The sequence below is a fragment of the Streptomyces sp. NPDC006544 genome (genome assembly GCF_040611715.1).
In the GTDB taxonomy this organism is placed as follows: Bacteria; Actinomycetota; Actinomycetes; order Streptomycetales; family Streptomycetaceae; genus Streptomyces.
In genome coordinates, this window is record NZ_JBEXOV010000081.1 from 14,690 (window position 1) to 34,392 (window position 19,703).

A 19,703-nucleotide genomic window follows, 5' to 3' on the forward strand; every position below is an offset into this window, starting at 1 on the left:
ATGCTCGCAGCCAGGCTCCGGCGGCGGCATCCGTAGAACCGCCTACGCATCCCCGGCGCCCGATCCGGGTATCGGACATCCGGGGAGGCATCATGACGGACAGGACTCCGCTGGTCGGCCGGGGGGCCGAGATCGACCGGCTGGACGAGGTGATCGGCGAGGTGACCGGCGGGCGCGCCGGATCGGCGCGCGTCGTCGATCTCACGGGCCCGGCGGGCATGGGCAAGAGCCGGCTGCTCACGGAGGTCTGCGGGCGGGCCCGCGAACGCGGGCTGACGGTCCTGCGCGGCCGGGCCGCCGAGTACGAACGGCACATTCCTTTCCATCTGTTCACGGACGCGTTCGCCGACCTGGACCCCGAGCAGCTGCGCGGGCGGGGACCGGACCCGTCGGTGGCCCCCGTCGTGCACGGGGGGACGCCGCCGACAAGCGCCCGGCCCCGCTCGCGGTCCGGCTCGGGGTCCGGCCCGCGGTCCGGTGGGGGCGCGGATCCGGCCGCCGCCGCGGCCTCGTACCCGGACACGGCCTCGTACCCGGGCGCCGGCTCGTATCAGGGCGGGGCCCCCTCGCCGTTCGGCGGAGGGCCGGGCGCACCGGTGGACCGGTTCGCCGTGCATCGCGCCACCGCCCGGATGCTCGCTGCGCTGGCCGGACCCGGCGGCCCGTCTGCGGAGGGGGTACGCGGCACGGACGGCGCGAGCGGGACGACCGGCAGGAGCACGGGCGGCGGCCTGCTCGTCGCGCTCGACGACCTGCACTGGGCCGACCCGGCCTCGCTCGAGCTCCTCGACCACCTCGTGCGCCACCCGCCCCGCGCCCCCGTGATCGTCGTCGTGGCCCGCCGGGACCGCCAGACCTCCCCCTCCCTCGCCGCCGCGCTGACGCGGGGCGTCGACACCGGTGCCGTGCTGCGCATGGACCTCGGCCCCCTCGGCGAGCGGGCCTGCGTGGAGCAGCTCGCCGCGGGGACGGCTCCCGCCCGCGCCGCCCGGCTGTACGCGGCCAGCGAGGGCAACCCGCTCTATTTCCTGACCCTGCTCCAAGGGCAGGGTCAGGGCCCAGGCCAGGTGGAGGGGAGCGGCCGGGACCGGCGTCACGGTCCGCACGGGGCCGGGCCCGCCGCGCCGGCCGGCGATCTCTCCGCCCTGCTGCTCGACGAGCTGACCCCGCTCACGGACACGCAGCGCCGTACGGCCGAGGCCGTCGCCGTGCTCGGCGACCACGCCACCGCGCCGCTGCTCGCGCTCACGCTCGCGTCCTCCCTCGCGGTGTCCGATCCCCGCCGGCTCGACGCGGACCTCGGGGTGCTGGCCGACCGGGACCTGGTGCGGCGCGGCCCCGGCGGGAGCTGGTCCCTGCGCCATCCGGTGCTGCGGACCGTGGTGCACGAGAACACCGAGCACGGGCGGCGCACCGACATGCACCGGCGGGCCGCCGCCGCGCTCGCCGGGGCGGGCGCGTCCGCCGCCGTACGGGCCCACCACGTCGAGCGGTCGCTGACCGGCTGGGACCCGGAAGCGGCCGCCGTCCTGCTGGAGGCTGCCGGACAGTCGGAGACCACCGCCCCCGCGAGCTGCGCCCACTGGCTGGGTACGGTGCTGCGCGTCCTGCCCGACACCCCGGAACACCGGGCGCGGCGGCGGGAGCTCGTGCTGCGCCGGGCGCGGGCACTCAGCGTGTGCGGGGAGCTGCGCGCCAGCCGGGACCTGCTCCACGAGCTGATCGCGCGCCCCGGGAAACCCGGTTCCCCCGTGGGCGGCGTCCCCCTCGACGGCCACGCGGCCGACGGTGGCGCCCTCGACGGTCCCGACGGGCTCGACGAGGAGGACGGCGGGCTCCGCGCGAGCGCCGTCACCCTCTGCGCGTCCATGGAGCGCCACCTCGGGCAGTACGGGCCCGCGGTCGCCCTGCTGCGCCGCGAGCTGGCCCGCCGGCCCGCTCCGCGACCGGGCGACGCGCTGGCCCTCGGGCTCGAACTCGGCTCCTCCGCCCCGCACGCGCTGCCGTATCCGGAGGTACGGGAGGACGTGCTGCGCACGCTGGAGCTGGCGCGGCGCCTCGGCGACGAGCCCGCCGAGGCGGGGGCCCTGACGATCACCGCGCTCGGGGAGACGTACGGGGGCGACCTGGTGACGGCCCGGGAGCTGACGGACAGCGCCGGGGCCAAGGTGGACGCGCTGGCCGATCGCGAACTGGCCGGTCTGTGCGAGCCGTTGGCGCGTCTGAGCTGGGCGGAGTTCTACCTGGAGCGGTACGCGGACGCCGAGCGGCACGCGGAGCGCGGTCTGGCCCTCGCCCGCCGCGTGGTCCCCCTCCACCTGCTGCCGCACCTGCTGCTGTGCAAGGCGATCGTCCTCATGAACACCTGCCGGCCGGCCCCGGCGCTGGAGCTGGTGGACGAGGCGGAGAGCATCGCCCGAGGCATCGGCAGCGACGAACTCCTCGCGCTGGTCCTCTCGAACAAGGCGCAGGTGCTGCTCGTGTCCCTGCCCCCGGGCGACGGCGGCTCGCTGGCCGTCGCCGAGGAGGCGGTCGCGCTGACCGGCGGGCGCAGCAGCTGGTGGGCCTCGCTCGCCTGGTGCGTGCTGAGTTACACCGCCCTGCACGGCGGGGACCCCCGCCGGGCCCGGTCCGCGATGCTGCGGGCGGGCGGCGGACCGGAGCTCGCCCGCCTCCAGCCGACGATGCGTCCGCTGTTCCTGGAAGCCCTGGTCACCGCGGCCGTCACGACCGGCGACCTGGCCGACGCGGAGGCGTGGTCCGCGCTGGCCGCCGCGGACGCGGAGCGCCTCGGGCTGCCGGCGCAGCGGGCCTCGGCGCTGCGCAGCGCGGGCCAGGTGCTGGCGGGTCGCGGCGAGCCCGGGCCGGCGGCGGACCGGTACGCGCGGGCGGCCGAGGAGGCCGCCCGCTCGGGGGCGACCCTGTGGGAGTCCCAGGCCCTGCTGATCGCTTCCTCCTTCACGGCGCGGTCCGGCGACCCGGCCACGGCGGCGTCCCAGTGGCACCGCGGCCGCAGCCTGGCCGCCGCGGGTGGCGCGCACCTCCTCACGGGTCTGGCGGACCTCTTTCCCCCGCCGTCACCCGCTCCGCTGCGGCCGCCGTCCGCGCCCGCGCCGCCCCGGCTGACTCCGCGCGAGGAGGAGATCGCCGTACTGGTGACCGAGGGCCTGACCACCCGCGCCATCGCGGCGCGTCTCTACGTCAGCCCGCGCACCGTGGACACCCACCTGAACCACATCTTCAGCAAGCTGGGCGTCACCACCCGCTCGGCCCTGGCCGCCCTCACGGCCCGCCGGCTGCCCTGAGGGCCCCGCACGGACAGGTGTCGCCGGCGGAGGTCCGGACGGGCCCCGCACACGCCACAGCGCCCGCCGGCCCTGGTCGGGGAGGTGGCGGGCGCTGTGTCGGGGTTCCGTACACCGTTGTACGGACCGTATGAGGGGTCCCGGCGCACCGGGGGTACGGCGGGGCCCGGTGCGGTACCCCTCCCGTGGGAGGGGTACCGCGCCGGCCGCGTGCTACACGGTGAGGGAGCGGTCCGTCGGCTTGACGGGGTACGGCAGGGCGCTGGTGCCGGTCAGGAAGCGGTCCACGCCGCGGGCGGCCGAGCGGCCCTCCGCGATGGCCCAGACGATCAGCGACTGGCCGCGGCCGGCGTCACCGGCGACGAAGACGCCGTCGACGTTGGTCGCGTACGAGGCGTCGCGCTCGATGTTGCCGCGTGCGTCCATCGCCAGGCCGAACTGCGCGACCAGGCCGTTCTCCTGGTCCGTGCCGGTGAAGCCCATCGCCAGGGTGACCAGCTGCGCGGGGAGGACGCGCTCGGTGCCGGGCTTCTGGGTGAGCTTGCCGTCGACGAACTCGACCTCGACCAGGTGGAGTTCCTGGACGTTGCCGTCCTCGTCGCCCTCGAAGTGGGTGGTGGAGACGGAGTAGATCCGCTCGCCGCCCTCCTCGTGGGCGGAGGTGACCTTGTACAGCATGGGGAACGTCGGCCAGGGCTGGTTGGCGTTGCGGTCCTCGCCCGGCCTCGGCATGATCTCCAGCTGCGTGACCGAGGCCGCGCCCTGGCGGTGGGCGGTGCCCACGCAGTCCGCGCCGGTGTCGCCGCCGCCGATGACGACCACGTGCTTGCCCTCGGCGGTGATGGGGGGCGTCATGAAGTCGCCCTCCTGGACCTTGTTCGCGAGGGGGAGGTACTCCATCGCGAAGTGGATGCCCTTGAGTTCGCGGCCCGGGACCGGCAGGTCGCGGGAGACGGTGGCGCCCGCCGCGATGACCACCGCGTCGAACCGCTTGCGCAGGCCGGTGGCCGTGACGTCGCGGCCGACCTCGACGCCGGTACGGAACTTGGTGCCCTCCGCGCGCATCTGCTCGATGCGGCGGTTGATGTGCACCTTCTCCATCTTGAACTCGGGGATGCCGTAGCGCAGCAGGCCGCCGACGCGGTCGGCGCGCTCGTACACCACGACGGTGTGCCCGGCCCGGGTCAGCTGCTGGGCCGCGGCGAGACCCGCCGGGCCGGAGCCGATGACCGCGGCCGTCTTGCCGGACAGGCGCTCCGGCGGCTGCGGGGTGACGTCGCCGTTGTCCCACGCCTTGTCGATGATCGAGACTTCGACGTTCTTGATGGTGACGGCCGGCTGGTTGATGCCGAGCACGCAGGCGGACTCGCACGGCGCCGGGCACAGCCGCCCGGTGAACTCCGGGAAGTTGTTCGTCGCGTGCAGGCGCTCGGAGGCGGCGGTCCAGTCCTCGCGGTACGCGAAGTCGTTCCACTCCGGGATCAGGTTGCCCAGCGGGCAGCCGTTGTGGCAGAACGGGATGCCGCAGTCCATGCAGCGGCCGGCCTGCTTGCTGATGATCGGGAGCAGTGAGCCCGGAACGTAGACCTCGTTCCAGTCCTTCAGCCTCTCGGCCACCGGACGGGTGCGGGCGGTCTCGCGCGGGGTGGTGAGGAATCCCTTCGGGTCAGCCATGGGTCGCCGCCTCCATCATCTTCTCGGTGGTCTCGGACTCCGAGAGTCCGGCCAGCTCGGCGGCGTCCTTGGCGGCGAGCACTGCCTTGTACGTGGTCGGGATGATCTTGCTGAAGCGGGCCGCCGCGGCGGTCCAGTCGGCGAGGAGCTTCGCGGCCACCGTGGAGCCGGTCTCCTCCTCGTGACGGCGCACCACGTCGTGCAGCCACTGGGCGTCCGCGTCGGAGAGGGCTTCGACCGCGCCCGTGTTGCCGACGTTGACGTTGTCCGGGTCGAGGTCGATGACGTACGCGACGCCGCCCGACATGCCGGCCGCGAAGTTGCGTCCGGTCTCGCCCAGGACGACCGCCGTGCCGCCGGTCATGTACTCGCAGCCGTGGTCGCCCACGCCTTCCGAGACGACGAGGGCGCCGGAGTTGCGGACGCAGAAGCGTTCGCCGGTGCGGCCGCGCAGGAACAGCTCGCCGCCGGTGGCGCCGTAGCCGATCGTGTTGCCCGCGATGGTCGAGTACTCGGCCAGGTGGTCGGCGCCGCGGTCGGGGCGGACGACGACGCGGCCGCCGGAGAGGCCCTTGCCGACGTAGTCGTTGGCGTCGCCCTCCAGGCGGAGCGTGATCCCCTTCGGCAGGAAGGCGCCGAAGGACTGGCCGGCCGAGCCGGTGAAGGTCAGGTCGATGGTGTTGTCGGGCAGGCCCGCGCCACCGAACTTCTTCGTGACCTCGTGGCCGAGCATGGTGCCGACGGTCCGGTTGATGTTGCGGATCGCGACCTGGGCGCGGACCGGCTGGGCGCTTTCGGCGGAGTCGGCGTTCAGCGCCTCGGCGGCGAGCTCGATGAGCTCGTTGTCGAGGGCCTTCTCCAGGCCGTGGTCCTGCTCGATCAGGGCGTGGCGGACCGCGCCGTCGGGCAGCTCGGGCACGTAGAAGAGCGGCTCGAGGTCGAGGCCCTGCGCCTTCCAGTGCGTGACGGCCTTGCTGGTGTCGAGGAGTTCGGCGTGACCGACAGCCTCCTCGATCGTGCGGAAGCCCAGCTCGGCGAGGAGCTCGCGCACCTCCTCCGCGATGAACTCGAAGAAGTTGACGACGAACTCGGGCTTGCCGGAGAACCGGTCGCGCAGGACCGGGTTCTGGGTGGCGATGCCCACCGGGCAGGTGTCCAGGTGGCAGACGCGCATCATGACGCAGCCGGAGACGACGAGCGGCGCGGTCGCGAAACCGAACTCCTCGGCGCCGAGCAGCGCGGCGATGACGACGTCGCGGCCGGTCTTGAGCTGGCCGTCCGTCTGGACCACGATGCGGTCGCGCAGCCCGTTGAGCAGCAGGGTCTGCTGGGTCTCGGCGAGGCCGAGCTCCCAGGGGCCGCCCGCGTGCTTCAGCGAGGTGAGCGGGGAGGCGCCCGTACCGCCGTCGTGGCCGGAGATGAGGACGACGTCCGCGTGGGCCTTGGAGACACCGGCGGCGACCGTACCCACGCCGACCTCGGACACGAGCTTCACGTGGATGCGCGCGGCCGGGTTGGCGTTCTTGAGGTCGTGGATCAGCTGAGCCAGGTCCTCGATGGAGTAGATGTCGTGGTGCGGCGGCGGGGAGATCAGGCCGACGCCGGGGGTGGAGTGCCGGGTCTTGGCGACCCACGGGTAGACCTTGTGGCCGGGCAGCTGGCCGCCCTCGCCGGGCTTGGCACCCTGCGCCATCTTGATCTGGATGTCGTCCGCGTTGACCAGGTACTCGCTCGTGACACCGAAGCGGCCGGAGGCGACCTGCTTGATGGAGGAGCGGCGCGCCGGGTCGTACAGGCGGTCCGGGTCCTCGCCGCCCTCGCCGGTGTTGGACTTGGCGCCCAGCTGGTTCATGGCGATGGCGAGGGTCTCGTGCGCCTCCTTGGAGATGGAGCCGTACGACATGGCGCCGGTGGAGAAGCGCCTGACGATGTCGGCGACCGGCTCGACCTCGTCGAGGGAGATCGAGGGGCGGTCCTCGCTCTTGAACCCGAAGAGCCCGCGCAGCGTCATGAGGCGCTCGGACTGCTCGTTCACCCGGTCGGTGTACTGCTTGAAGATGTCGTACCGGCGGTTGCGGGTGGCGTGCTGGAGGCGGAAGACCGTGTCCGGGTCGAACAGGTGCGGCTCGCCCTCGCGGCGCCACTGGTACTCGCCGCCGATCTCCAGCGCGCGGTGCGTGGCCGCGATGCCGGAGGCCGGGTACGCCTTGGCGTGGCGCGCGGCCACCTCCTTGGCGATGACGTCGAGGCCGGCGCCGCCGATCTTGGTGGCGGTGCCCTGGAAGTACGCCTGGACGAACTCCTCGTTCAGGCCGACGGCCTCGAAGACCTGGGCGCCGCGGTAGGAGGCGACGGTGGAGATGCCCATCTTGGACATGACCTTCAGGACGCCCTTGCCGAGCGCGTAGATCAGGTTCTTGATGGCCTGCTCCGGCTCGAGGCCGGACAGGAAGGTGCCCGCGCGCAGCAGGTCCTCGACGGACTCCATGGCGAGGTACGGGTTGACCGCGGCCGCGCCGTAGCCGATGAGCAGCGCGACGTGGTGGACCTCGCGGACGTCGCCGGCCTCGACCAGCAGGCCCACCTGGGTGCGCTGCTTGGTGGCGATGAGGTGGTGGTGCACGGCGGAGGTGAGCAGCAGCGACGGGACCGGCGCGTGCTCGGCGTCGGAGTGACGGTCCGAGAGGACGATCAGGTGCGCGCCGTTCTCGATGGCCGCGTCGACCTCGCCGCGGATCTCCTCCAGGCGGGCGGCGAGCGCGTCGCCGCCGCCCGAGACCCGGTAGAGGCCCGAGAGGGTGGCGGCCTTCATGCCCGGCATGTCGCCGTCGGCGTTGACGTGTATCAGCTTGGCGAGCTCGTCGTTGTCGATCACCGGGAACGGCAGCGTGACGCTGCGGCAGGACGCGGAGGTCGGCTCCAGCAGGTTGCCCTGCGGGCCGAGCGAGGACAGCAGCGAGGTGACGAGCTCCTCGCGGATGGCGTCCAGCGGCGGGTTGGTGACCTGCGCGAAGAGCTGGGTGAAGTAGTCGAAGAGCAGCCGGGGGCGCTCGGACAGGGCCGCGATCGGGGAGTCCGTGCCCATGGAGCCGAGCGGCTCGCCGGCGGTGCGGGCCATCGGGGCGAGGATGACGCGCAGCTCCTCCTCGGTGTAGCCGAAGGTCTGCTGGCGGCGGGTGACCGAGGCGTGGGTGTGGACGATGTGCTCGCGCTCGGGGAGGTCCGTGAGCTCGATCTCGCCGGTCTCCAGCCATTCGGCGTAGGGGTGCTCGGCGGCCAGCGCGTCCTTGATCTCGTCGTCTTCGATGATCCGCTTCTGGGCGGTGTCGACGAGGAACATCTTGCCGGGCTGCAGGCGGCCCTTGCGGACGACCTTGGCCGGGTCGATGTCGAGGACGCCGACCTCGGAGGAGAGCACGACGAAGTCGTCGTCGGTGACCCAGTAGCGGCCGGGGCGCAGGCCGTTGCGGTCGAGGACCGCGCCGACCTGGGTGCCGTCGGTGAACGTGACGCAGGCGGGGCCGTCCCAGGGCTCCATCTGCGTGGAGTGGTACTTGTAGAACGCGCGGCGGGCCGGCGACATGGAGGTGTGGTTCTCCCACGCCTCCGGGATCATCATCAGCACGCTGTGCGGGAGCGAACGGCCGCCGAGGTGGAGCAGCTCCAGGACCTCGTCGAAGGAGGCCGAGTCGGAGGCGTCCGGGGTGCAGATCGGGAAGATCCGCTCGAGCGCGCCCTCGCCGAACAGGCCGGAGGCCAGCTGGGACTCGCGGGCCCGCATCCAGTTCCGGTTGCCCTTGACCGTGTTGATCTCGCCGTTGTGCGCGACGAAGCGGTACGGGTGCGCGAGCGGCCAGGACGGGAAGGTGTTCGTCGAGAACCGGGAGTGGACCAGGGCGATCGCGGACGCGAAGCGGCGGTCGGAGAGGTCCGGGAAGAAGGGCTCCAGCTGGCCGGTGGTCAGCATGCCCTTGTAGACGATGGTGCGTGCGGAGAGCGACGGGAAGTAGACCCCGGCCTCGCGCTCGGCGCGCTTGCGCAGCACGAACGCCGTGCGGTCCAGCTCGATGCCGCTGCTCCCTCCTCCAGACTCCGTCCGGGAGGTGCCCCCGGTCACGAAGAGCTGCGAGAAGGCCGGCATGGTGGCGCGGGCGCCGTTGCCGAGCAGGTCCGGGGTGACCGGGACCTCGCGCCAGCCGAGGACCGTCAGGTTCTCCTCGGCCGCGATGGCCTCGATCTGCTCCAGGGCGACGGCCTGTGCGGCGGCGTCGGCGGGGAGGAAGGCGATGCCGACGGCGTACGCGCCGGCCTCGGGGAGGTCGAATCCGGCCGCCTCGCGCAGGAACGCGTCCGGGACCTGGGAGAGGATGCCGGCGCCGTCGCCGGAGTCCGGCTCGGAGCCGGTGGCGCCTCGGTGCTCGAGGTTCCGCAATACGGTCAGCGCCTGCTCGACCAGCGTGTGGCTGGCCTCGCCGGTGAGGTTGGCCACAAAGCCGACGCCACAGGCGTCGTGCTCGTTGCGCGGGTCGTACATGCCCTGCTGGGCGGGGCGACCGTCCATGGGCGACCAGGCGGTGTTGCTGAGGCCGGTCGCGGAGTGCGTGGATGCGGAACGCATCGGCTCTCCCGTCGTCGTCGTGGCATATGTGCATAGCCGAGGGACGACGTTGGCCCTCTGCGAAATTTCGTGCAGATTACATGATGACGACAATCCCGAGAAGCGGATATGCCATTCCAGCATGCGGACACCGCGCGAAGCAGACAAGAAGGGACGTTCGCAGGTGCCTGGTGTGCGAGGTACGGGCGAAGGTCCCGTGCGGGGCGGGCCTCATTGCCCGGCGCCCTGGGTGTGATGCCCGGCGGGACCTGGTTCGAAACCGCCGAGTAACCGACTACTTATGCTGCCTACCGCATAGTGTCTCACTCCCTGCCGGGTCAGCCTACGGCTCCACCGAGCCAGGTTCCCAGGATGTACGTCACACCCGCGGCCGCGCCACCCAGGACCAGCTGGCGCATTCCGCTGTACCACCAGGACCGGGCGGTGACCCGGGAGACCACGGCGCCGCACGCGAAGAGCCCGGCCAGCGCCAGCAGCACCGCGGGCCACAGGACCGTGGCACCGAGCAGGTAGGGCAGCAGCGGAACGAGCGCGCCCAGTGCGAAGGAGCCGAAGGAGGACACGGCGGCCACCATCGGCGACGGCAGGTCGTCGGGGTCGATCCCGAGCTCCTCGCGGGCGTGGATCTCCAGCGCCTGCTCCGGGTCGCGGGACATCTGCAGGGCCACCTCGCGCGCCAGCGCCGGCTCGACGCCGCGCGACACGTAGAGCTCGGCCAGCTCCTCCATCTCGTCGACGGGGTGCTTGCGCAACTGCTGGCGCTCTATCTCCAGTTCCGCGAGGACGAGCTCGCGCTGGGAGGCGACGGAGGTGTACTCGCCGGCCGCCATCGAGAAGGCGCCCGCCGCGAGACCGGCCAGGCCGGTGATCACGACGGTCTGCGGGGAGACGGCGCCGCCGGCCACACCGGTCATCAGGGCGAGGTTGGAGACGAGCCCGTCCATGGCACCGAAGACCGCCGGGCGCAGCCATCCACCGTTGACGTCGCGGTGGGTGTGGTTGTCGCGGTGGGCGGTGTGCAGCGAGGCTTCGATGTCGATGAGAGACATGGCCGTTTTCTCCCCTTTTGTACGAGTGGGTACGCGGAGGCGCGCGACGCTCGACGCGCAGGTCCCACTCCCCCTGAACACCTCGAAACTACGCACGATTTTCGGCGCCCGCTAGCAAGGAAGGCCGTACTTACCTGGGGTTTTGGGGGTCGGCGACCGGGTGACGGGGGCGCGGGCGGGGTGTTTCGCGGCGAGCGACAAACCACATGCCATGGCACAAATCCCCCAAGGGCTCAATATGAGTCCCATCAAGTTGGAGAGGCGCGCCATGGAGCTGATTGCATGCAATCCGCAGGTCCTCCTCGAACGGGCCAGGGGCGCTCTTCTGGGACTCGCGGTGGGTGACGCGCTGGGCGCCCCCGCGGAGAACATGAAGCCGTCCGAGATCCGGGCGAAGTGGGGCCGGATCGAGGGCTTCGTCTCGGACGACCCGGCCGGCACCGACGACACGGAGTACGCGATCTTCTCGGGCCTGCTGCTGGCCCGTCACGGATCGGCGCTCACCGTCGCGCACGTCGAACGCGCGTGGCACCACTGGATCGCGGACCTGGACGAGGGCCCGTTCCGCGGTGCGGGCTTCAGCGAGCGCGGCACCCTGGAGAACCTCCGCCGGGGCCTGGCGGCCCCCATCTCGGCGCAGCACCGGCACGCCTGGTCGGACGGTCTCGCCATGCGGGCGGCGCCCTTCGGGGTCTTCGCGGCGGGCCGCCCGGCGGAGGCGGCCCGGCTGGTCGCCATCGACGGCTGCGTCAGCCACGACGGCGAGGGCATCTACGGCGGCCAGGCCGTCGCGGCGGGCGTCGCGGCGGCGATGGCGGGCGGTTCGCCCGCCTCCGTCGTCTCGGCGGCGCTGTCGGTCATCCCCTCGGACTCCTGGACGGCCCGGTCCCTGCGCCGGGCGGTCACGGCGGCGCCGCGCGGCGAACGGGCCGTGCGCTCCGCGGTGGTCATCGGCGGCTACCCGTGGACGGACCTGGCCCCCGAGGCGGTGGGCCTGGCGTTCGGGGCGTTCGCCGCGTGCCGCGGGGACTTCCCGTCCTCGGTCCTGACGGCCGTGAACATGGGCCGCGACGCGGACACCACCGCGGCCGTGGCGGGCGCCCTCGCCGGAGCGATGTCCGGCGCCCCCGCCATCCCGGCCGCCTGGTCCTCGGTGATCGGTCCGGTCCGCGGCAGCTGCCTCCCCTCGATGCGCGGCTACCACGTCCTGGACATCGCGGACCTCCTCACCCCGGAAACCGAGACCCCGCGATGACCCTGACCACCCCGACCCCCGCGTCCCCGGCCCCGGCCCCGGCCCCGGTGACTTTGGCGACCCCGTCTCCGGCGACGTCGGCGCCCCCGGCCCCGGCCCAGGTCTCCCCGGCCCCGGCCGCCCCCGCCGCCCCGTCCCCCGCAGGGGCCCCCGTACCCACCGCCGAGCCCCCCGCAGGGGCCCGGCGGATCGAGGGGCTGCTCCTCGGTCTCGCCGCCGGCGATGCCGCCGGGTGGCCCGCGGCGCGGCACCGGGCCAGCCGGATGCCCGAGTGGACCCGCCGGCTGACCCGCGAGCTCGACACCTTCGCCGAGCAGAACGCCACCACCACCCTCCCCGTCCCCATCGCCCTCAACCAGCCCCCGGAGCCGCTGCGCCTCGGCCCGTCCGACGACGCCGAGTGGGCCGCGTTCGCCGCCGAGTCCGTCCTCACCGCCGCCGGGGTCCTGCTCAGTGACCTCTCCCGGTCCCGCCGCATGCGCGCCGCCATCGACCTCGCCTGGAACGCCCTGGCCAGCGAGGTCGCGGCGGCCGCGGAACGCGCCCCCGAGGTGGAGTCCGCCGTCCTCCCCCTCCGCGCCCGGATCTCCGTCCGCGCGGGCCTCGGCAACCTCGCCACCGGCCTGCGTCCCCCCGCCACCGGCCACGACAACCCGCACTACTTCGACGACGCCGCCTGCATCCGCGCCTGCGTCCTCGCCGTCGTCCACCCCGGGGACCCGGCCGCCGCGGCGGACCTCGCGGAGTTCGACGCCCGGTACACCCAGGACGGCGACGGGGTCCACGGCGCCCGGGCCATGGCCGCCGCCGTCGCCACCGCCCTCGGCGGATCCGGTACGGACGCGGCCGTGGACGCCGCCCTCGAACAGCTCCCCGAGGCCACCGAGATCGGCCGTAACGCCCGGCACGCCGTGAAGCTCGCCCGCGCGGAACCGGACGGCGGCGCCTTCGCCATCGTCCCGCTCCTGGAGCACCAGATCGTCGATCACGTCTACAGCTACGGGATCGCGGCCGCCGAAACCGTCCCGGTGGCCCTCGCCCTGGCCACCGCCGCCCGCGGCAGGGTCTGCGAGGCGGTGCCGGCCGCCGCCTGTCTGTCCCGGGTCGCGGACTCCGCCCCCGCCCTCGCCGGCGCACTGACCGGCGTGCTCGGCGGTGGCGACTCCGTCCCCGCCGCCTGGCGCGAGGCCTGCCGGACCCTCTCCGGCTGCGCCCTCCCCCACCTGGCGGGCACCGACCTCGTCGAACTCGCCGCCCTGCTCGCCCGTACGGAACTCACCTCGCCCAAGCCCCAAGGAATGACCCGATCATGACGACGCCCCCCACCCTCACCTCGACCCCCACCCTGGAAGACCGGATCACCGGCGCGCTCGTCGGCGCGGCCGTCGGCGACGCGCTCGGCGGGCCGGTGGAGGGCTGGACCCCGGAACAGATCGTGGAGCGGCACGGCGGCCGGGTGCACGGCATCGTCGGCCCGTGGCACGAGGACTGGCGCACGGCCCGCCCGATCGCGCCGTACCACAAGGGCGACGGCCACGTCACGGACGACACCCTCATGACGCACGCGCTGGTCCGGGTCTACGAGGCCGTGCGCGACCACCTGGACGCGTACTCCGTCGCCGAGCACCTGGTCCCCGACCTCATGACCACGCCCCGCTGGATCCCCGAACTGGAGGCGGACGCCCTCCCCCTCCAACGGGTCTTCCTCGCCGAGAAGTGGATCGTGACCCGGCTGCACTACGCACACGTCGACCCGCGGGAGGCGGGCAGCGGAAACATCGTCAACTGCGGCGCCGCGATGTACATGGCGCCGGTCGGCCTCGTCAACGCGGGCCATCCGGCCGGGGCCTACGCGGAGGCCCTGGACGTCACCGGCGCGCACCAGTCCTCGTACGGGCGGGAGGCGGCGGGCGTGTTCGCGGCGGCGGTGGCTGCGGCGTGCGTGCCGGGCGCGACCGCCTCCTCGGTCGTCGAAACGGCCCTGTCCCTCGCCAAGGACGGCACGCGCTCGGCCATCGAGGCCGTCTGCGAAGTGGCCGCCCGCCACCGGGACTTCGAGTCCGCCCTGGCTCCGCTGCGGGCGGCCGTGGCCCCGTACGACTCGGTCGGCCCGGACTACCGCAAGCCGTCGCTGGGCGCGCGGCGGCCGTCCCGCCTGCACGCGATCGAGGAACTGCCCGTCGCCCTCGGCATGCTGCTCGTCGCCGACGGGGCCTACGAGGCTTCCGTGCTCGGCGCCGTCAACTACGGCCGGGACTGCGACTCCACCGCCACCATGGCGGGAGCGATCGCGGGCGCCCTGTCCGGCGGGGCGGCGATCCCGGCCGGCTGGTCCAAGCAGGTCGCGGAGGCCAGCCGCCTGGACCTGCACGCCCCGGCGACCGCGCTGGCCGCGGTGGCCCGCGAGGTCTTCGCCCGCGACCGCGACCGCCGTCGCGCCCACGAATCCGCCTTCACCGCCCTGACGGCCCCCCGATGACCCCCGCCGCCCCGGGACCGCCCCCGAACCGGGCGGCCGCCGCGCCCCCCGCCCCGCCTCCGGACCTCACGCCGTACGGCCCCCCGAACCCCGGCCGCACCGCCGGGGCGAGCCCCACCCTCGACACGCTCTCGATCCAGGAGCCCCAGCCCTCCGGGGCGCCGGGCCGGGCAGCCGGCGCGGCCCGGCCCCCGGGTCCCGGGCGGGCCGCAGGCACGGCCCACGCCCCGGCCGGTGGCGCGGGGTCCCCGGCATCCGGCGCGGGGCGCCGGGGAACCCGCGCCGCCCAGGACGACCCGGCCCTCCGGTTGACCTGGGTCCAGCCGGAGGACCTGGTCGGCCACGAGTTCCGCCAGGCCGAGGAGGACGGCCGCGCGCGGGCCGCCGAGCCGCTGCTGCGCGTCTGGCTCGCCGCGGGCGGCCACCGGGCCCCGGACCGCGCGGGAGCATCCCCCGCCCCGGCCCCGCCGGAACTCCGGTCCCTGGCGACCGAGCTCCTGACGGCCCTCGCGGCCCTGCCCCGCCCCACCCGCGACACCGAACCGGACACCTGGCCCGCCATCACCGCCACCTGGCCCACCGCAACCCCGCCCCAGAACGGCGCGGCCCTCGCCCGGGACCAGGAGGGGCCGGGCGGGCCGGGACCTGCCACGCACCGGGCCGCTCTCGCCCCGGACCCGCCGGCCGGGGCCGGCCCCGGCCCGGACCGGGAGGGAGCCGGCCCCACCCCCGACCGCGCGGACCCCGCCCCGGACCCGAATCGGGGCGGCCCCGCCCAAGACCCCGAGGGGGCGGGCCCCACCCCCGACCGGGGAGCCCTCCCCCGAGACCCGGAGGGAGCCGGCCCTGCCCCCGACCGGGCGGGGCCGGACCAGCCGGGGCCGTACCCCGGCCCGGTCGGGGGCCCGGGCGGCCAGGGGTCCAGGGGCCTGCCCCTGGTTTCGGGAAGGGGCGGGGTGGGGGAACCCTCCCCGCGAGCCGCGGCCGGACTCCGGGCCGTCACCGCCGGGATCCCGGGCGCGGCCCCGGCCGCCGGGCGTGGACTCGGGCACGGGTACGGGTACGGCCACGCGCCTGCGGACCTGGGTCCGGGTCCACGCCCGGGTCCACGCCCGCGCCCGGGTGGTCCGGGTCCGGGTCCAGCCGTCGCCCCCGGTCCCGACACCCCGCTGCGCCGCAGGCTGGAGGCCGCGTGGCTCGGGCGGGCCGTCGGCTGCGTGCTCGGCAAGCCCGTGGAGAAGCTGCCGCTGCACGGCATCCGGGCGCTGGCCCGGGCGGCCGGGAACTGGCCGCTCGACGCGTGGTTCACCGCCCGGGGGGTCCCCGCGGAGCTCCTCGCCGCCCACCCGTGGAACCGCCGCTCCGCCCCCACCTCCCTCGCCGAGAACATCGACGGCGCCCCCGAGGACGACGACCTCAACTTCCCCCTCCTCGGTCTGCTCCTCCTCCAGCGCCACGGAAGGGAGTTCACCACCGCCGACGTCGGGAGGCTCTGGCTCGACGAGCTCCCGGCCGGCCGTACGTTCACCGCCGAACGCGTCGCGTACCGCAATCTCCTCCAGGGTCTGGAGCCCCCGGCCACCGCCACCCACCACAACCCGTTCCGGGAGTGGATCGGCGCCCTCATCCGCGCCGACGTCCACGGGTGGACCAACCCGGGCGATCCGGCCGCCGCCGCGGCCCAGGCCCATCGCGACGCCGCCCTCACCCACACCGGCAACGGCGTCTACGCCGCCCTGTTCGTCGCCGCCGCCACCGCCGCCGCGGCCGCCGGCCGGGGCGACGTCCACACGGCGCTGCGGGCAGGGCTGGCCGTCGTACCGCCTCGCTCGCGCCTGGCCGAGGCCGTCCGCTTCGCCGTCGCGACCGGGGCGGCCGCACGGGACGCGGACATCGGTTTCGATACCGTCGTGGACCGTCTCCACGCCCGCTACGGCCACTACCACTGGGTCCATGCCGTCCCCAACACCGCCCTGATCGCCGCGGCCCTCACCCACGCCGACGGCGACTTCACCCATTCCGTCTGCCGCGCCGTGTCCGGTGGCTGGGACACCGACTCCAACGGCGCCACCGCCGGAGCCCTCGCCGGGATCCTCGCCGGGGCCCCCGAGAACCTTCCGCGGCGCTGGACCGCCCCCCTGAAGAACCGCCTCGCCACCACCGTCGCCGGCTTCGACGGCATCGGCTTCGACACCCTCGCCCACCTCACCGCACAGGAGGCAGCACGCTCATGACGGCCATCGCCGTGCTCGGCAGTACCAACATGGACCTCGTCGCCTACGTCCCCAAGGCCCCCCGCCTCGGCGAGACCGTCACCGGCCGCGCGTTCCGCACCGTTCCCGGCGGGAAGGGCGCCAACCAGGCCGTCGCCGCCGCCCGCGCCGGCGCGAAGGTGGTGATGATCGGCGCCGTCGGTGCGGACGAGTTCGGGGTACGGCTGCGCTCGGCGCTCGCCGCCGCCGGGGTCGAAACGGCGGCCCTGCGCACCGTCGAGGGCGCCAGCGGCACCGCGCACATCACCGTGGACGACGAGGGCGGCAACAGCATCATCGTGATCCCCGGGGCGAACGCCCAGGTCACCGCCCTGGAGCCGGGTGACTCTGCCCGCATCGGCGCCGCGGGCGCCCTCCTCCTCCAGCTCGAACTTCCCCTGGAGGCCGTCCTCGCCGGCGCCCTCGCCGCCCGCGCCCGGGGGGTCCGTACGATCCTCACCCCGGCCCCGGCCCAGCCGCTGCCCTCCGGACTTCTGGCCGCCACCGACCTGCTGGTGCCCAACGAGCACGAGGCGGCGGCCCTGACCGGCCTCACCGATCCGCACCGGGCCGCCGCCGCCCTGCTCCACGACGTGCCGGAGGTCGTCGTCACCCTCGGCTCGGCCGGGGCCCTGTACGCCGCCCGGGGCCGGGAGCCGCTGACCGTGCCCGCCCCGCGCGTGCGCGCCGTGGACACCACCGCCGCCGGGGACACCTTCGTCGGGGCCCTCGCCGTGGCCCTCGGCGAGGGCCGGCCCGTGCCGGCCGCCCTGCGCTGGGCTTCCGCGGCCGCCGCGCTGTCCGTCCAGCACCCCGGCGCACAGGACTCGATGCCGGCCCGCGCGGAGATCGACGCCTTCGCCCTGACCCTCGACCCGGTCCCGGACCTGCTCCCGGGCGCGGACCCGGCCGGACCCGGGCACCCCGCCCGCCCGCGGCAGGACGGCCGCCGTCCGGGGGCCGCCTCGTGACCCCCGCCGGTCCCCGCCCCGCGCCCCTGGAGGGGCTGCGGGTCCTCGACCTCGCCACGCTCTTCGCCGGGCCGCTGGCCGCCACCCTCCTCGGAGACTTCGGCGCCGAGGTCGTCAAGGTCGAGCACCCCCGCCTCCCCGACCCCTCCCGCGGCCACGGCCCCGCCAAGGACGGCATCGGCCTCTGGTGGAAGCTGCTCGGCCGGAACAAGCGGACGATGACCCTGGACCTGTCCACGCCCGGCGGCCGCGACACCCTGCTGCGGCTGGCCGCCACCGCCGACGTGGTCATCGAGAACTTCCGCCCCGGCACCCTGGAGCGCTGGGGCCTGGGCTGGCCCGAGCTGTCCGCCGCCAACCCGCGGCTGGTCCTGGCCCGCGTGACGGCCTTCGGCCAGGAGGGCCCGTACGCCCACCGGCCCGGTTTCGGGACCCTCGCGGAGGCGATGAGCGGGTTCGCCGCGATCACCGGTGAGCCGGAGGGGCCGCCGACGCTGCCGCCGTTCGGCCTCGCGGACTCGATCGCGGCGCTGACCACCGCGTACGCCGTGATGACGGCGCTGGCCGGGCGCGATCGCACCGGGCACGGGCAGGTGGTCGACCTGGCGATCATCGAGCCGGTCCTCACCGTGCTGGGCCCGCACCCGCTCTGGTACGACCAGCTCGGCTACGTCCAGCCCCGCACCGGCAACCGTTCCACGAACAACGCCCCCCGCAACACGTACCGCAGCGCGGACGGCCGCTGGCTCGCGGTCTCCGCCTCCACCCGGTCCATCGCCGAGCGCGTGGCGCGGCTCGTCGGCCGGCCCGAGCTGACCGGCGAGCCCTGGTTCGCGACGGGCGCCGGACGGGCCGCCCACGCGGACGTCCTCGACGACGCCGTCGGGGGTTGGATCGCCCGGCACAAGGCGGACGAGGTGACGGCGGCGTTCGAGGAGGCCCAGGCCGCCGTCGCGCCGGTCTACGACGTACGGGACGTCATGGCCGATCCGCAGTACGCGGCCCTGGACACCATCACCGAGGTCGAAGACCCCGAACTCGGCCCGATCCGCATGCAGAACGTCCTGTTCCGCCTCTCCGGGACTCCCGGCGCCATCCGCTGGGCGGGCCGCCCGCACGGCGCGGACACCGAGGCCGTCCTCACCGAACTCGGCCTCACCGAAACCGAGATCACCACGTTGCGTACGGAAGGGGCACTGTGATCCTGACCTGGCTCTACGTCCCGGGCGACCGCCCGGACGTCGTCGTCAAGGCCCTGCGTGCCGGGGCCGACGCCGTCATCGTGGACCTGGAGGACGCGGTGTCGGCCTCCCGCAAGGAGTACGCCCGCGCCGCCACCGTCGAACTGCTCGGCTCCCCCCACCAGGTCCCGGTGCACGTCCGCGTCAACGCCCTCGACTCCCCCTGGGGCGGCGCCGACCTCACCGCCCTGGGCCGGCTCGGGGGCCTCGCCGGACTGCGGCTGCCCAAGATCTCCGCGCCCGAGCAGATCGCGTGCGTCGCCGAGCGCACCGGCGGAGCGGTGGCGCTGTACGCCCTGCTCGAATCGGCACTCGGCGTGGAACGGGCCTACGACATCGCCCGCGCGCACCCCGCCCTGCGCGGGCTGTCCCTGGGCGAGGCCGATCTGCGGGCCGACCTCGGGGTCACGGCCGAGGCGGGCCTGGACTGGCCGCGCTCCCGGGTGGTGGTCGCGGCCCGCGCGGCCGGTCTCGCTCCGCCGGCCCAGTCCGTGTTCCCCGACATCCGCGACCTGGAGGCGCTGGCCGCCTCCTGCGCCCGGGGGCGGTCGCTGGGCTTCCTGGGCCGCGCCGCGATCCACCCGCGCCAGCTCCCGGTGATCGAGCGGGCCTATCTGCCCGGGCCGGCGGAGGTCACGGCGGCCGAGGAGATCGTGGCCGCGGCCCGCCGCACGCCCGGCGCGCTGGCCCTGCCCGACGGCCGCTTCGTCGACCCGGCGATGCTGGCCGGGGCGGAACGGGTCGTCGCCCTGGCCCGGCGGAGCGTCCCCGTACCCTCCTGAACCCGCCGCCGGACGGAAGACGGGAGGGGCGGGCCAGCCGCAGCCCCCCGGAGGCGCGGAGCTTCGCGGCCAGCCGC

Annotated in this window: 11 protein-coding genes; 8 read left to right on the top strand and 3 right to left on the bottom strand. The window is 74.8% G+C overall.

Annotated elements, in window-relative coordinates; all coding sequences use genetic code 11:
- Positions 1–92: 92 nt before the first annotated feature.
- Positions 93–3,305, top strand: a complete 3,213-nt coding sequence (locus ABZY44_RS28940; RefSeq protein ID WP_356658863.1) for an AAA family ATPase — start codon at positions 93–95, stop codon at positions 3,303–3,305.
- Between the two features lie 213 nt (positions 3,306–3,518).
- Here the strand turns inward: ABZY44_RS28940 and ABZY44_RS28945 are convergent, their stop codons facing one another.
- The 3 genes from ABZY44_RS28945 to ABZY44_RS28955 all read right to left on the bottom strand — a co-directional run bounded on the left by ABZY44_RS28945 (position 3,519) and on the right by ABZY44_RS28955 (position 10,646).
- The gene (locus tag ABZY44_RS28945; RefSeq protein WP_356658865.1) at positions 3,519–4,979 is read right to left on the bottom strand and encodes a glutamate synthase subunit beta; all 1,461 of its coding nucleotides are present in this window, start codon (positions 4,977–4,979) and stop codon (positions 3,519–3,521) included.
- Positions 4,972–9,540, bottom strand: coding sequence for a glutamate synthase large subunit (gene gltB, locus ABZY44_RS28950; protein WP_356658883.1), 4,569 nt, complete (start codon positions 9,538–9,540; stop codon positions 4,972–4,974). The genes ABZY44_RS28945 and gltB overlap by 8 nt, the downstream gene beginning before the upstream one ends.
- A gap of 374 nt (positions 9,541–9,914) precedes the next feature.
- Complete coding sequence (locus ABZY44_RS28955; RefSeq protein WP_356658867.1) at positions 9,915–10,646, bottom strand: VIT1/CCC1 transporter family protein; 732 nt, start codon at positions 10,644–10,646, stop codon at positions 9,915–9,917.
- A 268-nt stretch (positions 10,647–10,914) separates the two neighbouring features.
- On the opposite strand from ABZY44_RS28955, the gene ABZY44_RS28960 reads away from it, so the two are divergent.
- From ABZY44_RS28960 to ABZY44_RS28990, 7 genes are read left to right on the top strand one after another with little or no spacing between them, the layout of a single operon-like run.
- On the top strand, positions 10,915–11,901 hold the full coding sequence (locus tag ABZY44_RS28960; protein WP_356658869.1) for an ADP-ribosylglycohydrolase family protein: 987 nt from the start codon (positions 10,915–10,917) through the stop codon (positions 11,899–11,901).
- Positions 11,898–13,214, top strand: coding sequence for an ADP-ribosylglycohydrolase family protein (locus ABZY44_RS28965; protein ID WP_356658871.1), 1,317 nt, complete (start codon positions 11,898–11,900; stop codon positions 13,212–13,214). The genes ABZY44_RS28960 and ABZY44_RS28965 overlap by 4 nt, the downstream gene beginning before the upstream one ends.
- Positions 13,211–14,380: an ADP-ribosylglycohydrolase family protein gene (locus ABZY44_RS28970; protein ID WP_356658873.1), complete on the top strand. Its 1,170-nt coding sequence runs from the start codon at positions 13,211–13,213 to the stop codon at positions 14,378–14,380. Before ABZY44_RS28965 ends, ABZY44_RS28970 begins: the two co-directional genes overlap by 4 nt.
- Positions 14,377–16,614, top strand: a complete 2,238-nt coding sequence (locus ABZY44_RS28975; RefSeq protein ID WP_356658875.1) for an ADP-ribosylglycohydrolase family protein — start codon at positions 14,377–14,379, stop codon at positions 16,612–16,614. Before ABZY44_RS28970 ends, ABZY44_RS28975 begins: the two co-directional genes overlap by 4 nt.
- Positions 16,611–17,603 carry a ribokinase gene (gene rbsK / locus ABZY44_RS28980; protein ID WP_356658877.1) on the top strand — a complete coding sequence of 331 codons (993 nt, stop codon included), beginning with the start codon at positions 16,611–16,613 and terminating at the stop codon, positions 17,601–17,603. Before ABZY44_RS28975 ends, rbsK begins: the two co-directional genes overlap by 4 nt.
- A complete protein-coding gene (locus tag ABZY44_RS28985; protein ID WP_356658879.1) occupies positions 17,600–18,805 on the top strand; it encodes a CoA transferase in 1,206 nt (401 codons plus the stop codon). The genes rbsK and ABZY44_RS28985 overlap by 4 nt, the downstream gene beginning before the upstream one ends.
- A complete protein-coding gene (locus ABZY44_RS28990) occupies positions 18,802–19,626 on the top strand; it encodes a CoA ester lyase (protein WP_356658881.1) in 825 nt (274 codons plus the stop codon). Before ABZY44_RS28985 ends, ABZY44_RS28990 begins: the two co-directional genes overlap by 4 nt.
- The last annotated feature ends 77 nt before the right edge of the window (positions 19,627–19,703 follow it).